This window comes from Parabacteroides sp. B2-S-102 (genome assembly GCF_023656665.1).
Classification (GTDB): domain Bacteria; phylum Bacteroidota; class Bacteroidia; order Bacteroidales; family Tannerellaceae; genus Parabacteroides; species Parabacteroides distasonis.
Genome location: NZ_JAMOKM010000028.1, coordinates 15797 through 31642, shown reverse-complemented (window position 1 = coordinate 31642; position 15846 = coordinate 15797). Strand labels below are relative to the sequence as shown.

The 15846-nt window shown below is 46.1% G+C and carries 12 protein-coding genes; 4 read left to right on the top strand and 8 right to left on the bottom strand.

Annotated features, from left to right (window positions below; all coding sequences use genetic code 11):
- Positions 1–269: 269 nt before the first annotated feature.
- The 4 genes from NBH07_RS21040 to NBH07_RS21025 form a co-directional block, all read right to left on the bottom strand.
- Positions 270–1274, bottom strand: a complete 1005-nt coding sequence (locus NBH07_RS21040; RefSeq protein WP_039848584.1) for a M28 family metallopeptidase — start codon at positions 1272–1274, stop codon at positions 270–272.
- A 233-nt stretch (positions 1275–1507) separates the two neighbouring features.
- Positions 1508–1669 (bottom strand): hypothetical protein, encoded by a 162-nt coding sequence (locus NBH07_RS21035; RefSeq protein WP_005858277.1) that lies wholly within the window; start codon positions 1667–1669, stop codon positions 1508–1510.
- Between the two features lie 186 nt (positions 1670–1855).
- Entirely contained in the window at positions 1856–2398 is a 543-nt protein-coding gene (locus tag NBH07_RS21030) for a beta-class carbonic anhydrase (RefSeq protein ID WP_005858279.1), read from the bottom strand.
- Between the two features lie 34 nt (positions 2399–2432).
- Positions 2433–3209: a Cof-type HAD-IIB family hydrolase gene (locus tag NBH07_RS21025; RefSeq protein WP_009017102.1), complete on the bottom strand. Its 777-nt coding sequence runs from the start codon at positions 3207–3209 to the stop codon at positions 2433–2435.
- Between the two features lie 96 nt (positions 3210–3305).
- On the opposite strand from NBH07_RS21025, the gene NBH07_RS21020 reads away from it, so the two are divergent.
- A complete protein-coding gene (locus tag NBH07_RS21020; protein WP_005858283.1) occupies positions 3306–4340 on the top strand; it encodes an aldo/keto reductase in 1035 nt (344 codons plus the stop codon).
- Between the two features lie 147 nt (positions 4341–4487).
- Positions 4488–5657, top strand: coding sequence for a porin (locus NBH07_RS21015; RefSeq protein ID WP_009017101.1), 1170 nt, complete (start codon positions 4488–4490; stop codon positions 5655–5657).
- A 237-nt stretch (positions 5658–5894) separates the two neighbouring features.
- Here NBH07_RS21015 and NBH07_RS21010 read toward each other — a convergent pair whose 3' ends face one another.
- The 4 genes from NBH07_RS21010 to NBH07_RS20995 all read right to left on the bottom strand — a co-directional run bounded on the left by NBH07_RS21010 (position 5895) and on the right by NBH07_RS20995 (position 12971).
- Positions 5895–6935 (bottom strand): hypothetical protein, encoded by a 1041-nt coding sequence (locus tag NBH07_RS21010; protein WP_009017100.1) that lies wholly within the window; start codon positions 6933–6935, stop codon positions 5895–5897.
- 70 nt (positions 6936–7005) lie between these two features.
- Complete coding sequence (gene nifJ, locus NBH07_RS21005; protein ID WP_009017099.1) at positions 7006–10554, bottom strand: pyruvate:ferredoxin (flavodoxin) oxidoreductase; 3549 nt, start codon at positions 10552–10554, stop codon at positions 7006–7008.
- Positions 10555–10592: 38 nt separating this feature from the next.
- The gene (locus tag NBH07_RS21000; RefSeq protein ID WP_009017098.1) at positions 10593–11771 is read right to left on the bottom strand and encodes an ATP-binding protein; all 1179 of its coding nucleotides are present in this window, start codon (positions 11769–11771) and stop codon (positions 10593–10595) included.
- A gap of 180 nt (positions 11772–11951) precedes the next feature.
- A complete protein-coding gene (locus NBH07_RS20995; protein WP_005858291.1) occupies positions 11952–12971 on the bottom strand; it encodes a branched-chain amino acid aminotransferase in 1020 nt (339 codons plus the stop codon).
- A gap of 540 nt (positions 12972–13511) precedes the next feature.
- On the opposite strand from NBH07_RS20995, the gene metF reads away from it, so the two are divergent.
- Positions 13512–14465 (top strand): methylenetetrahydrofolate reductase [NAD(P)H], encoded by a 954-nt coding sequence (metF, locus tag NBH07_RS20990; RefSeq protein ID WP_009017096.1) that lies wholly within the window; start codon positions 13512–13514, stop codon positions 14463–14465.
- 254 nt (positions 14466–14719) lie between these two features.
- Positions 14720–15844, top strand: a complete 1125-nt coding sequence (locus NBH07_RS20985; RefSeq protein ID WP_009017095.1) for a DNA polymerase III subunit — start codon at positions 14720–14722, stop codon at positions 15842–15844.
- Positions 15845–15846 lie beyond the last annotated feature (2 nt).

The window sequence follows — 15846 nt, the reverse complement described above, 5'->3', positions numbered from 1 at the left end:
ATAAATCCTCCCTTATTTTTTATGTTTTACAATATAAAATTAGAAATATAAACGATTTTAAGTTAAAATCGACTTGAGTTCATGTAGAACTAAGTATCTGCGGTAAGATATGAAATTACAGTAATTCAAGCGTTTTTTCAGAATATAAAAGCAAGCCAGCTTCATCGGCAAAGTAAGTTAATTAAAATGCCAAAGTAAGTTAACTTACTTCGCCGATGAAGTTAACTTACTTTTATTAGATATCTTCTATTGAAAAAGACGTATAATCTCTAAAAATCTTTCTCATTCGCCATATACCACATATTAAGGAACGAGGCCTTCGTGATATTCACCACCTTGTCCCAATTAATCCGGTCGGCATGGTCGCTCGGTTGATGGTAATCCGGATGCCCGTCGGTATGATACCAGATAATAGGGATACCTATCTTTGCGAAGGAACCGTTATCACTCCCTCCTACCGGGTTATCCCACGGACGATAATCCGGTGCCAGATTCAAGTTGTATTTCTTGATATCGTTCTTCAGCCAATCGCCGAAAGCAGGGTGCGCCTCTGTGTAGAAATAAACCACATGGGTAGGCTTCGCCTCGTTATTGTTACGGCCGATCATATCGAAATTCAAATATCCTTTCACGTTCTTTATCTCTGGAAAAGACTGAACGAAGGCTTTCGATCCGAGAAGCCCTTTCTCCTCACCGTCCCAGAAAGCGAATATAACGGTTCGCTCCGGTTGCTGGCCCGTGGCAAGGAAAGCCCTCGCTATCTGCAAAACGGCAGAGACTCCGGAGGCGTTATCGTCCGCCCCGTTATAGACCTGGTCGCCATCCAGCATCGGGTCGATACCCAGATGGTCATAGTGAGCGCCGACGATCACGATCTCACTCGGGTTCTTGCCCTCTATCTTACCCAAGATATTATTCAAGGAAAGTTTCTGGAAAACACCGGTTTGCTTGATAGCCGCTATGGAATCCGGCTGCACCTGCCAGCGGGCCCCTCTCTTCTGGCGTTCCATATGGTAAGCCTCAAACGGATGGTAATAAGAGTCTCCTACAGGGTCGATACCCAATGATTTCAGGTTCGCCACGATATAATCGCCCGCTATACGGCCTCCACGGAAACCGGCCTCACGGCCCTCCAGATCATCATCGGCCAAGAAACCGATATGCGCCTCGGCGGTCGATCTATTTATCACGTCCAAACCTTTCTTCTCCGGACTTTCCGCCCAAAGAGCCGTACTTAATGCCAGCGACATTAAGAGTAATCCTGCTTTTTTCATCGTTTTTGTGTTCAAATGATTATTGTTTTAGCTTTTTCATCCACAAATATAAGTAATTTCCCTGATACGCGAAGGAGGAGGAAAGGAAAGGGCACAAAAAAAAGGCTCACCCGGCCGTATCGCCAAAGGTAATCCTCATTTCCTATCTCTCACCATTCCGTTTTGAACGGAGGTAAGAGATGACATCTAATTTATTTCTTACTTTAATTCTTTACTTAAAAAGACGCGGTCTTTTAGTTCTTATCCGCATCTACACTCATTTCGCTCATAAGGCGACGGATCTCAGCGTTTAATCGCTGACTCATGGCACCATTGCCAGCTGACTGGTAACGATCTGCTTGATAACGCAACATCGCTAAAGCACGAAGGCTTTTCTCATTTTCTCTCATCATCATAATCTTTTTGTTTTACGCTTCCCACGCTTGGAAAGCCAGTTAATAAATAATCCTAAAACGATCTTTCTTTCTTAATTCGTTACAAAGATAACCATTTTATCCGAAACAATGTTGTAGAACATAATAAAATATTTCATTTTTTCGATTATTTATGACTTATGCAAATAAGTCTAAATACGCCGGGGATTACTCCACCGGCGTTAATTCGCCTGTAACAGAGTCTATTACAAACCCTCTTACCGTTATATCCGACGGAATCAGCGGATGATTCCGAATTTGCTCCACGGTCTCGTGCACGGAAGCCTCGGAGGTCTCGAATCCCCGCAACCACGACTCGAAGTTTATACCGCAATATCGGATCATATCTATTCGTTCCTGCGGGATTCCCCGCTCTTTCATCTTTTCGATCATCTCGGAGCTATTCATGTGCTTGGCTCCGCAATCGGTATGCCCGATTATCATTACCTCTACAACCCCAAGCTCGTAAATCGCCACCATCAAGCTCCGGATAACGCTTCCGAAGGGGTGGGATATGATCGCCCCTGCGTTCTTTATAATTTTCACGTCTCCATTCTTGATGCCCAAGGAGGCGGGTAGCAACTCGGTCAGCCGGGTATCCATGCAAGACACGATGGCGATCTTCTTATCGGGATATTTATTCGTGATATACTTCTCATACCCCTTGTTCTTTACGAACTCACGATTATAGCTTACCAATTCATCAATCATAGCGTTTGTGATTTAGCGTTATTAAACTGTTTATTCATATAACATCGAAATGTCTTAAAGCGTTCATGACACCATCGTCATCTACGGAGTCGGTCACGTAATCCGCCGCCTCTTTCACCTCGTCGCCGGCGTTACCCATGGCTACCCCGATCCCGGCGTGGCGAAGCATGGCCATATCGTTGCCTCCATCGCCAAAAGCCATCGTCTCGTGGAGCGAGATCCCGTAATGCTCGATGATCTTATCGATCCCTACCGCCTTACTGCTCCCCCGCGGCACGACATCCGCAAATAACGGGTTCCAGCGAGTAGCCTCGCAATGCGGCAAGACGGACATGATACGTTCTTCATGGCCGGGAGAGAAAAAGGCTATCAGCTGGTATACTTCCTTACCCCCGTTGCCACGCAAAGGACGCAAGGGAGGATGAGGGAAGTCTAGCATGTCGTAAAGCTGTCGCACAGAATCATCCACGTAGTTCTGGTAAATCCCATCTTCCTCCACCAAGGCGCACGGGAACGCCTCCTCATTCTCTTGATAGCGGATCAACGCCTCTATATCCCCCGCCGGGATATTATGTTTATAGATAACCTTATCTTTTCCGGCCAAGCAATATCCTCCGTTCAAGGTAACATAGCCATCGAACTCTTGCGTCCCGAGGTTATTGATAGATTGCAACTGGCGGCCGGTAGCGATGAAAACCTTGATTCCCTTTTCTCGCAACAGGTCCAAGGCCCGGACCGTGGAGTCCGGTAGTTTATGCGTCTTGAAACTTACCAACGTACCGTCAATGTCAAAAAATACTGCCTTAATCATACTTATACCTATTATCTTCTTTTAATGACAAAGATACACTTTATTTGTTACATTTGTATTTTCATTTCCTTCATCAAATAATAGATATAGTTTTTTATGGAATACAGACAACTAGGAGGTTCCGGATTATACGTTCCGGCACTTTGTTTAGGTACGGCTACTTTTGGTGGCACGAATGGTTTTGAAGGTTGGGGACATACCAAGGTGGAAGAGGCTACCCGTATGGTCAATCTTTGCTTGGACGCCGGGGTGAATCTATTCGATACGGCGGATGTCTACTCCAACGGTCTTTCCGAGGAAATCTTGGGAAAGGCGATCCACGGATTGAGGAATCGCCTCTTGATCTCCACGAAGGCGACTTTCAACCTCAGCCCGGAGAGCCGTAACGCCATCGGTTCTTCCCGTTTCCATCTGATACAGGCGTGCGAGGCGAGCCTGAGACGATTGAACACGGATCATATCGACATTTACCATATGCACGGTTTCGATGCGAATACCCCGGTAGAGGAGACACTCCGAGCCTTGGACGACTTGGTGACGAGCGGGAAGGTCCGTTATATCGCTTGCTCGAACTTCTCCGGCTGGCACTTAATGAAGTCGCTTTCCGTATCGGAGCGGTATGGATGGAGCCGGTACGTGGCCCAACAGGTTTATTACTCCTTGCTGAACCGGGAGTTCGAGTGGGAACTGATGCCGCTAGGCATCGACCAGAAGGTGGGCGCCATTATCTGGAGCCCCTTATCCGCCGGACGTCTGGGCGGGAAGTACCGCCGGAATAACCCGATCCCGACGGACGGGCGTGTCGCTCGCGGAGGAAGCCCGATACCTGACGAGGCTACTTCTTACGAACGCCTGTACGACATCGTGGAGGTATTGGAACAGGTAGCCGAGGAGACCGGGCATAGCGTAGCCCAATGCGCCTTGAACTGGTTATTGCAACGGCCTACAGTAAGCAGCCTTATCATAGGTGCCCGCACGGAAGAGCAGCTAAGGCAGAACCTAGAGGCCGTAGGCTGGAGCCTCAGCCCGGAGCAGGTGAAGCGCCTCGATATGGCAAGCCAGACGACCCCGATCTACCCGTATTGGCATCAAGCGCAGTTCCCGGAATTGAATTCTCAATTGAGGTTCTAGACGGAGGCTAGAGAAAGCGTATACACCTCGGGATGCGGATAGCACGAAAGTCCGCATCCCCTAAACACCCATTTTCATCCCCTTAAACGTATCTTGGTTAAGACGTTTTTTATACTTTTGTAGGCTGTTACCAACTAAATCTATCGTATGAGGAAACATTTTCTACTTTTCTTGCTTTGTCTAGCCACGAACGCCAGCCTGACGGCCCAAGAGACCCTTCGGGAGAATAACGGGGAACCTACACTCGTGGAACGATTATCGAACGGAGAGATCAAGATCAATAGCGCCGAGATGAACTTCCAGCTTTTCACCTCGGCCAACGCTGAGTTTGTCGGAAAGGAGCTAGACGGTATGAACTTCAAGCTGAACCGTGTCCGGCTGGAGATCAAGGGGGATGTAGGCAAGTGGCTGGGGTATCATTACCGGCAGTCGTTCAACAAATACTCCGATCCCTATTCGCTCGACAACCTCTCCTCCTCGCTCGAGCTGGCTTACGTGAACCTAAAGGCACGGCATAATCTCAATTTCACGATCGGCAAGCAGTTCGTTAATTTCGGGGGATACGAGTATTACGTCAATTCCATCCGGGTACGAGAGTTTAGCGAGTTCAATAATTTACTGACCGCCTACCAAGCCGGTATCTCGGGCAACTGGCAAGTCAACCCGGACCACGAGCTTTGTTTCCAGATCGTGAATAACCGCAACGGTAACGATGAGGACATCTACCCTACCGGACTTCCCGAGGGTACCGCCAAGGCCAAGATACCCTTTATGTACACGGTCAACTGGAATAGCTATTATCTGGACAAGACCTTGCAACTGCGTTACGCCACCGCCGTCGGGCAGCAGACCCGCAAGCGCTACTCCTACTATTTCACCTGTGGCAATACCTATGAGAAAGGCCCGTTGCTAACGTACCTCGACGTTATGTACACCCGCCAAGGGATCGACCAGCATGGGGTCGTCAGCCGTCTGCCCGGAACGCCTCATACCGCCATGAACACCGAATACCTATCGATTATCGGCGACGTGGATTACCGTGTCCACCCCCAATGGAACGTTTACGTGAAAGGGGCGTACGAGACCGCCCGGGTGTACAAGGGCAACGGCGATTTCCGGAAAGGGATGTACCGCCGTTCGTGGAACGCGCAGAGTAGCGTGGAATTCTTCCCCTTCAAGCAACTCGACCTTTTCGTATTCGTCCTATACACCTACCGGGGCGTTATCCTAGAGAAAGCCGCCACGCGAATGGGAGCCATAGAGCCGGATACACACCGCATATCGCTGGGGCTGGTCTATTCGATCCCGGTCTTCTGACAAACCGCGCATACGATAGTATAAGCTTGTAGATACATTCGTGCATAATTGCAGAACGTTCATGCAAACGTGTAGATACGGTAGCGCAGGCTTACACATACGATAGTGCAGGTCAGTACTGCCTTATGTATAGCTCTACGTCACTATATGTGTAAGCCTATGCTAGTATACGTGTAAAATTCCCATCCACCCCATAAAAAAGCGGTGCCTTCCGTTTCCGGAGACACCGTCTTTATTTTAACTATTTACACGAAATTTCCAAGACAAAAAAGCCAACTTCAAAAATCGTCCCGTTATTTTATAGGTAGTATTTATATCAACACAAAATTTAGGAGCCTCCTTCCTGTTTTGACATTTATTAAACAGACAGCATATTGATTCACTAATTTCACCATTCCTATTATAAAACAGATAATAAAACATCTGTAATAACGAATAATGGGAATATTGTGACGATTCTTTTCTACATTCTTCCACAAACTCATTTAAAATCTCCAATGTTAATATTATACCGATTTTTTTAAGAAACACCACATATTCTTCTAATACTTTAAAATAAAAACAATTCTCATAAGTGTCATTCTCTCTAATATAAGAATCTATTTTTCTTCCCATATTTAAATATTCCCTAAAAACCAGCAATAAATCATCAGTTCTATATCTTATTTCACCATCTTCAGACTCATACTGTCTGTCTTTAAAAAAATTATTCTGCCACTCTTGTATAACCTTTTTTGCTATAATTTCATCTTCAACATTAACATATTGCTTAAATACTACTGATTGAAAAAAACGATAATTTCTTTTAGGATAGAAGGAGTAACGAAATATATCAGCATCTGTAATTATACAAAAGTTATCTATAACGAAGTTCTGAATTCTTATTACATCAACGACATTATTATTAATAACAGGATGAGACTCTTTTGATTCTATAAATTGATTGGAACTATCATTATAAGCTTGATACCATCTATTTGTATGGATATAACATCTTTCTATATTATTGTATTTCATCAATAACCCTATCGGATATTTCACTTTTTCTCTCTTAGCTTGAAATACACATCTATCATTTGATAGATCATAAATAATTTCGAACATCCTATTTTTATGATTATAAAAACAAGCTCCTGTATGAATTCCATATAGAACGCTACTATTGGGTTCTGGCCAATTTAGCACTAAATCCGACACATGAATTGATTCATTTAACACATCTAAAAAATCAAATTCATTATCATTATAAAGTCTATTTATACTTTCAAAAAAAGACATATCGTTCTATAACAAAAAGGGTGTGGCTTTTAAATATTACCACACCCCCATATTTTCACTTCTGTTCTTATTATTCTACATCCCAATTCTCGGCAGCCATACGTTTGTAGCTACGCAGACGCCATTTAGCGTTCTCCTCGGCGGCGGCAAACAACTCAGCGGCCTCAGCCGGATATTGTTTAGCTACGGAAGCGAAACGAACCTCACCCTTCAAGAAGTCTTGGAACTTGCTCCAATCCGGCTCCTTGCTATCCAAGGTGAACGGATTCTTGCCCTCTGCCTCCAAAGCCGGGTTGTAACGCCACAAGTGCCAGTAACCGCATGCTACGGCTTCTTTCTCCTCAGCTTGCGACTTACCCATACCCTTCTTCAAACCGTGGTTGATACAAGGAGCGTAGGCGATGATCAATGAAGGACCGTCGTAAGCCTCGGCCTCGCGGATCGCCTTCAATGTCTGGGCTTGGTCGGCACCCATAGCGATCTGAGCCACATATACGTAACCGTAAGTAGTAGCCATCAAGCCAAGGTCTTTCTTACGTACCCTCTTACCGGAAGCGGCGAACTTAGCGATAGCGCCCACCGGAGTAGCCTTCGAGGACTGACCACCCGTGTTAGAGTAAACCTCCGTATCCAATACCAAGATATTTACGTTCTTGCCGGAAGCGATCACGTGATCCAAACCACCGTAACCGATATCGTAAGAAGCGCCGTCACCACCGATAATCCATTGAGAACGTTTTACCAAGAAGTGAGACAATTCCTTGATCTGAGCGCAAACCGGACAACCCTCCTTGATGCCTTGCTCAACGAATGCCATGATTTGCGGAGCCAATTCCTTCGTCTTCTCGGCGTCGTTCTGGTTAGCGATCCAAGCGGCAGCTATTTCCTTGGCCTCAGCCGGAGCATGCTCGCCCACAGTGATCTGTTGCAACAAGCCTTCCAAACGTTTACGCATCTTCTCGTTCGCCAATTCCATACCCAAGCCGAACTCGCAGAAGTCCTCGAACAAAGAGTTTGCCCAAGCAGGACCTTGACCCTTCTCGTTCGTAGTATAAGGAGTGGAAGGAACAGAACCGGAGTAGATAGAAGAACATCCGGTAGCGTTAGCCACCATCTCGCGGTCGCCGAACAACTGGGTGATCAACTTCACGTACGGAGTCTCGCCACAACCGGAGCAAGCGCCTGAGAATTCAAACAACGGAGTAGCGAACTGTGAGTTCTTCACGTTAGACTTGATGTCTACCAAGTTTTGCTTAGAAGAAACGTTAGCCACGCAGTAGTTCCAGTTATCGGCCTCAGCCAACTGGCCTTCCAGCGGAACCATAGACAAAGCCTTGTTGCCCTTGAATCCCGGACAGATATCGGCGCAGTTACCGCAACCCAGACAGTCGAGAACGTCTACCTGCATACGGAACTTCATACCCTTCATAGCGGCCGGAGCCTTCACGTCCAACATAGCGAAGCTAGCGCCCTTCTGCTCCTCATCGTTCAATACGAACGGACGGATAGAAGCGTGAGGACAAACGTAAGCACATTGGTTACACTGGATACAGTTCGCCTCATTCCAAACCGGAACGAAAGCGGCCACGCCACGTTTCTCGTATTTAGCGGTTCCTTGCGCCCAAGTACCATCCTCGATGCCCTTGAACGCGGAAACCTTCAATAAGTCGCCATCCTGAGCGTTGATCGGACGAACTACCTCGTTGATGAAAGCGGGATCGTTGTTTACGACAGCCTCATCATCCGGAAGGTTAGCCCAAGCGGGATCAACCGTCAATTGGTTGTACTCGCCACCACGGTCTACAGCCGCGTAGTTCTTGTTAACCACGTCCTCGCCCTTCTTACCGTAAGACTTAACGATGAATTTCTTCATCTGCTCGATAGCCAAGTCTACAGGGATAACACCCGTGATACGGAAGAAAGCGGACTGGAGGATCGTATTGGTACGGTTACCTAAACCGATCTCCAAGGCGATCTGTGTAGCGTTGATATAATATACAGTGATATTCTTCTGAGCGAAGTAACGTTTTACCTTATTAGGCAAGTGCTTAGCCAACTCCTCGGCGCCCCAAACGGTATTCAACAAGAAGGTACCGTTCTCACGCAAACCACGAGTCACGTCGTACATGCGCAAATAAGCCTGAACGTGGCAAGCCACGAAGTTCGGGGTATTCACCAAATAAGTAGAACGGATCGGATGATCACCGAAACGCAGGTGAGAACAAGTGAAACCGCCGGATTTCTTAGAGTCGTAAGAGAAATAAGCCTGACAGTATTTATCCGTGTTATCACCGATAATCTTCACCGAGTTCTTGTTAGCGCCTACCGTACCGTCGGCACCCAAACCGTAGAACTTAGCCTCGAACATACCCTCACCGCCCAAGGCGATCTCTTCCTTCTGAGGCAGAGAAGTGAAAGTAACGTCATCCACGATACCGATCGTGAACTGGTTCTTCGGCATCGGCAACGCCAAGTTCTCGAATACGGACAGGATCTGAGCCGGAGTCGTATCCTTAGAACCCAGACCATAACGGCCACCTACGATAACCGGAGCATCCTCCTGACCATAGAAGCAGTCTTTTACGTCCAGATACAACGGCTCACCGTTAGCACCCGGCTCTTTCGTGCGATCCAATACGGCGATACGCTTAGCGGTCTTAGGCACGGCAGCCAAGAAATGCTTAGCGGAGAACGGACGATACAAGTGAACGGATACCAAACCTACCTTCTCGCCCTTAGCGATCAAGTGATCGATAGCCTCACGAGCGGCCTCCGTAACAGAACCCATGGCGATGATCACACGCTCAGCGTCCTCAGCTCCGTAATAATCGAACAAACCGTATTTACGGCCTGTGATCTTGGATACCTCGTTCATATATTCTTCTACGATAGCGGGAACTGCCTCGTAGTACGTGTTGGAAGATTCTCTGTGTTGGAAGAAATGATCCGGGTTCTCGGCCATACCGCGAGCGACCGGTCTCTCCGGGTTCAAGGCACGGGCACGGAACTCAGCCAAGGCCTTCTGGTCGATAAGCGGAGCCAAGTCCTCATTCTCCAAAGCCTCGATCTTCTGGATCTCGTGAGAGGTACGGAAACCGTCGAAGAAGTTCACGAACGGCACACGAGACTTGATCGTAGCCAAGTGAGCGACACCGGCCAAGTCCATAACCTCCTGTACGGAACCCTCGGCCAACATGGCGAAACCTGTCTGACGGGCAGACATCACGTCTTGATGGTCACCGAAGATACACAACGCATGAGAAGCCAATGTACGAGCGGATACGTGGAAAACGCAAGGAAGCAATTCACCGGCGATCTTGTACATATTAGGGATCATAAGCAACAAACCTTGAGAAGCAGTGTAGGTTGTTGTCAAGGCACCAGCTTGCAATGAACCGTGAACAGCACCTGCGGCACCACCCTCTGATTGCATTTCCTGTACCATTACAGTCTCGCCGAAAATATTCTTACGTCCGGCTGCAGCCCATTCATCTACATATTCAGCCATTGTAGACGACGGAGTGATGGGGTAAATCGCGGCTACCTCGCTGAACATATACGAGATATGAGCAGCGGCCTGATTACCATCACAGGTTAAAAATTTCTTCTGTTTTGTCATAGACCTATAAAACTATTAGTATTAAAAAAGATTCTTACTTAATATAGAAAACCGAACAACCAAAGCGGGATCATGTTCCCCTCCCCGATCTCGGTCTTATCGACAGCATAGTACATATCCGGATTGTTCTTCACTTTCATGCTTTCCTCGATCCGGAAATTATACATCGTATTCACCAGAAAGTGGGCGTTCTTGTTTCCTTCATTCAGCTTATTGTCTTTCAATAGTTGGTTATAAAAGAACGACTCACGCACCGCCCCGGCATTTACCTCCATCGGACGGATGGGGTACATCAGGTTCGAGTTATACATATATACCTTGGAGGGTTTCTTCGGAAAGGATTCGCCCACCGGATACAGCATATTCATCAAACGGGCATCCGTCAAATACTTGATATAGTTCATCACGGTGGCCCGGGATGTCTCGATATCCTTGCTCAACTGACTCACGTTTGGGGTACAAGGAGCGCTCGTAGCCAATAAGTAGAGTAGTTTGCGTAGCTTTGGCAGGTAGCTTTGTTCGATTTGTTTTATGTATAACACGTCCACCTCTAGCATCATGTTCATGGTCTTCAGCAGGTTCTCGGAGAAGTTGCGCTTTTCCAAGAAGAACGGATAGAAACCATGATGGAGATAATCTTGGAAATAAGCCATCGGCCTTACGACCGAGCAAATACGTTTGGCGATTTCCTGATGATTCTCTAATACCTCATCGAACGTGTACGCGGGAAACTGGTTCCCCGACATCAAGTTCAAGAACTCACGGAACGAGAACCCCCTGAGGTTATACGATACCACCTTGCCGGACAGGTCCGGATTCTCCTCTTTCAGACGCATCACCGACGAACCGGAGAAAACGATCTTCAAGTCCTCGAAATTATCATAGCAATACCGCAACTCTCTCGACCAGTTGGAATACTTAAATACTTGGTCTATCAACAACACCTTTCCGCCTTTAGCCCGAAACTCGGCGGCGAAATCAACGAGTGTACGCTCCGTAAAATAGAAATGATTTAAATTAATGTATAAGCATTCCTTATTATCGGCACCAAAATATTCACGGGCATAGTCTAACAAGAAAGTGGTCTTTCCGACTCCTCGCGAACCTTTAACACCGATCAACCGATCCTCCCAATTGATCTCATCCATCAATCCCCTTCGTACCGGAGAATACAGATGCTCTACCAGATATTTATGTGTTTTAAAGAATGCTTCCACCTACATAATTGGTAATTGAAAATTTGGAATTACCGATGCAAAGATAAACATCTTTTCTCATTTGCAATGCGGAGATTGCAATTTTATTGCAAAAAGTAAAGTTCAAACTAACAATTGCCTATCAACGTATTCTGTCTCGTAAAGACGGAGCGCACTCCAGTCCTTACGAAACAAAAGATATTATTCAATGATCGAGATCCATCCGTAAGTATCCGGCTCGTCACCATACTGGATGGCACGTAGCTTATGATATAGTTTCTCGCAAACAGGACCCGGTTTGCCATCTTTGGCGATAACAAAAGATTTGTTCTCATCCAAATCGTCGATTTGTGAGATCGGGGCGATAACCGCGGCGGTACCACACTCGGCAGCCTCGTCGAACGTAGCGATCTCCTCGAAAGGAACCGGACGACGCTCTACCGTCAAGCCCATATCCTCGGCCAATTGCTGCAAGCTCTTGTTCGTGATCGAAGGCAAGATCGAGTGGGATTGCGGAGTGATATAGCTATTGCCACGGATTCCGAAGAAGTTAGCCGGACCGCACTCATCCAGATATTTCTTTTCTTTCGGATCCAGATACAATACGGCGGCGTATCCCTTGGAATGAGCGATCTCGCCAGCTACCAAGCTAGCGGCATAGTTACCACCGACCTTGATCGTACCTGTCCCGTTAGGAGCCGCACGGTCATACTCACGAAGCACGCACACCTTCGAGGGCTGGAATCCACCCTTGAAATACGGACCTACCGGAGTGACAAATATCATAAACATATATTCGGGAGCCGGCTTCACACCCACCTGAGCGCCCAAGCCGATCATCAGCGGACGAATATATAAAGCGGCACCGCTCTCATAAGGAGGAACAAAACGCTCGTTCAATTTCACGACCTTACGTACAGCTTCCTCGAACATCTCTACAGGCAACTCAGCCATCTTGATACCCCGGCTGGAAGATTGCATACGTTTAGCGTTCTCATCCATACGGAATACACGGATCTTACCGTCTTTTCCACGGAAGGCCTTCAAACCCTCGAAAGACTCTTGTCCGTAATGCAAGCAAGTAGCGGCCATGTGAATATTGATAATCTCGGATGAAGAAACTTCCAACTCACCCCATTTGCCGTCACGATAGTAGCATCTTACATTGTAGTCTGTCTTGATATAACCAAATCCCAGCTCAGACCAATTTAAATTTTCCATATCTATACAATTTGCTGTAATTAGTTTAAAATTAACAAATTACACTGTTAATAATATCGCTCAAAAGCAAAAACGCCCATAGCCGTCGCTATGGGAGATTTTGTGTACCGCAAATATACGCTAATTTATATATAGTTCGGCCTATAAACTAAAAAAAGCAAACGGAAGGCCACGGCTTTTTCATTTAACATTTCGTTAAAGTGGGGTTTCTTGTAAATTTTAACATGCGCTTTTGTTTTCGGTGGAAGGATTCCGGAAAACACGTACGACCTTTCCGGAAAACACGTACGACTTTTTCCAAAAACATGTACGTGTTTTCGCAGAAAGATTATCCTGTTTTTTAATTACTGATTATCAGATTCTTATACACAATTTTCTCTCGTAAACTTATTGTGCGGAATTTCACTTGAGATTCATGCATTCCGGCCTGCCGAAACGGATGGGTAAATGAAAGAGCCGTGGCATGGATATATACAAATAGCGGATTAAAATCTATGTTACCAAGATTTTTGCTACATTCGCGTCAAAAATAATTAAAATATGAAAGTCATTGATCTGATAAGGGATAGTAAGAGTACCGCTTTTTCTTTCGAGATATTACCGCCGCTGAAAGGTAACAGTATCCAGAAGGTGTATAATGTAATTGACAAGTTGAAGGAATTCGACCCTAAATACATAAATATCACCTCCCACCATAGCGAGTTCGTCTATAAAACCTTACCAGACGGAAGTTTCCAGAAAGTAAACATCCGTAAACGTCCGGGCTCCGTAGCGATCGCTTCGGCTATCCAGAATAAATACGGTATTCCTGCCGTACCCCATATTATATGTAAAGGCTTTACGAAAGACGAGACGGAATACGCTTTGATCGATTTGAACTTCCTTGGCGTAAACAACCTCTTAATATTAAGGGGAGATATAAAGACCTTAGAGGCCTCCCAGCAAAACCCGGAGTTATACCACGATCATGCGACTGATTTACAGCAGCAGGTAAATCATTTCAACGAAGGTATCGCGTTAGACGGTTCCAAGATAGACGGTATAGAGACTCCCTTCTCGTACGGCATGGCTTGCTATCCGGAGAAACACGAGGAAGCACCCAATATGGAATCTGATATCTATTACTTAAAGGAGAAAGTAAAAAATGGCGCTGAATATCTGGTAACCCAGATGTTCTTCGATAATGAAAAATATTATGCGTTCGTGGATCGTTGCCGTGCGGAAGGTATCACGGTTCCCATCATCCCCGGTATCAAACCGATCGTTTTCAAGAACCAATTAACGGTTCTTCCGAAGATATTCCGTGCGGATATCCCGGAGCCTTTCGCGACAGAATTACGTAAATGTAAAGATGATGCGGAAGCGAAAGAGGTGGGTGTGGAATGGTGTATACAGCAGTGCAAGGATCTGATCGCTCATGGTGTACCGAGCTTACATTTCTACACAATGATGGCCTCGGATAGCGTTTACAAAATAGCGAAAGAAATTTATTGAAATACAATAGGGGTTTTTGTACGCTGAGTTGTCTAATAGAAGTACACGATTGAACAATCATGTGCTAAGTATGGTTATTTTTAAAATTCTAAGGTAATGAAATACATATTCTTTATTGGACTTGACTTGGTATTGTATCCGTTCTTAGTTTTACTCTACATATGTCAATTGATATTTACAAAACCTCGCGCTTTTTGATATCTGAATACTTTTCCGTAACTTCGTTCATTATTCTATAGAAAAGGAAATATCTCATGTATTTTAAAGATATCATCGGGCAAGAGGAAGTGAAGGAACGGTTGAGACAATCGGCTCGGACGGGGATCGTACCCCATGCACAGTTATTCACAGAGCAAGGGGGAGCCGGGGCGTTTCCGCTGGCTTTGGCTTACGCCCGTTATCTGAATTGTACGAACCGGACGGACACGGACGCTTGTGGACGTTGCCCGTCATGCCTCAAATATGACGAATTGGCACATCCCGATTTACATTTTGTATTCCCGATCGTAGCCAAGAAAGAGAAAAAGAAAGAGGTCTGCGATGATTATCTCAGTGAATGGCGTGGGTTCCTCAAAGAACATCCCTATTTCAATATGGATGAATGGCTGGATTATATCGAGGCCGGAAACTCACAAGCCATCATCTATTCCAAGGAAAGCGACGAGATTATCCATAAACTGAGCCTAAAGATTTATGAGGCGGAATATCGTATCTTGATGGTTTGGTTGCCGGAGAAACTGCATCCTACTTGTGCCAATAAGCTTCTGAAAATCATAGAGGAGCCTCCTATGAGAACGGTTATCCTTATGGTATCCGAGACTCCGGATCTTATCCTCGGGACCATCCAATCCCGTGCGCAACGCATCCACATCCGTCCCATTGAGACCGATGCGATCATGAATGCCATGGTATCCCGTTTCGGGCTTTCGCCCGACGACGCTAAACACGTCGCTCACCTCTCCTCCGGAAGTTTTATCAAGGCGATGGAGGCGATTAGCTTGGGCGAGGAAAATAAATTCTTTCTGGAGCAATTCAAGGCCATGATGCGAAACTCATGGGCACGAAACGTAAAAGGCATGAAAGCGATGGCAGACGTCATGGCAGGGATCGGACGGGAGCGACAGAAGAACTTCCTCTCCTATTGCCAGCATTTGATCCGGGAGAACTTCATGTACCGGTTCCAATCACCCGAACTTAATTATATGAATCTAGACGAGGCAAGCTTCTCAGTTAAGTTCTCACCTTTCGTGAACGAACGAAACGTGATCGATTTGATGGAAGAATTGGCGAAAGCGGAACGCCATATCACACAGAACGTGAATGCCAAGATGGTCTTTTTTGATTTATCCTTACGAATTACCGTACTAATCAAAAGATAAGT

Coding starts and splice junctions, on each gene's coding strand:
- NBH07_RS21030 (WP_005858279.1), bottom strand. CDS start 2,398: ATGATTGATGAATTGGTAAGCTATAATCGTGAGTTCGTAAAGAACAAG.
- NBH07_RS20995 (WP_005858291.1), bottom strand. CDS start 12,971: ATGGAAAATTTAAATTGGTCTGAGCTGGGATTTGGTTATATCAAGACA.
- NBH07_RS21040 (WP_039848584.1), bottom strand. CDS start 1,274: ATGAAAAAAGCAGGATTACTCTTAATGTCGCTGGCATTAAGTACGGCT.
- nifJ (WP_009017099.1), bottom strand. CDS start 10,554: ATGACAAAACAGAAGAAATTTTTAACCTGTGATGGTAATCAGGCCGCT.
- metF (WP_009017096.1), top strand. CDS start 13,512: ATGAAAGTCATTGATCTGATAAGGGATAGTAAGAGTACCGCTTTTTCT.
- NBH07_RS21035 (WP_005858277.1), bottom strand. CDS start 1,669: ATGATGATGAGAGAAAATGAGAAAAGCCTTCGTGCTTTAGCGATGTTG.
- NBH07_RS21015 (WP_009017101.1), top strand. CDS start 4,488: ATGAGGAAACATTTTCTACTTTTCTTGCTTTGTCTAGCCACGAACGCC.
- NBH07_RS21025 (WP_009017102.1), bottom strand. CDS start 3,209: ATGATTAAGGCAGTATTTTTTGACATTGACGGTACGTTGGTAAGTTTC.
- NBH07_RS20985 (WP_009017095.1), top strand. CDS start 14,720: ATGTATTTTAAAGATATCATCGGGCAAGAGGAAGTGAAGGAACGGTTG.
- NBH07_RS21010 (WP_009017100.1), bottom strand. CDS start 6,935: ATGTCTTTTTTTGAAAGTATAAATAGACTTTATAATGATAATGAATTT.
- NBH07_RS21020 (WP_005858283.1), top strand. CDS start 3,306: ATGGAATACAGACAACTAGGAGGTTCCGGATTATACGTTCCGGCACTT.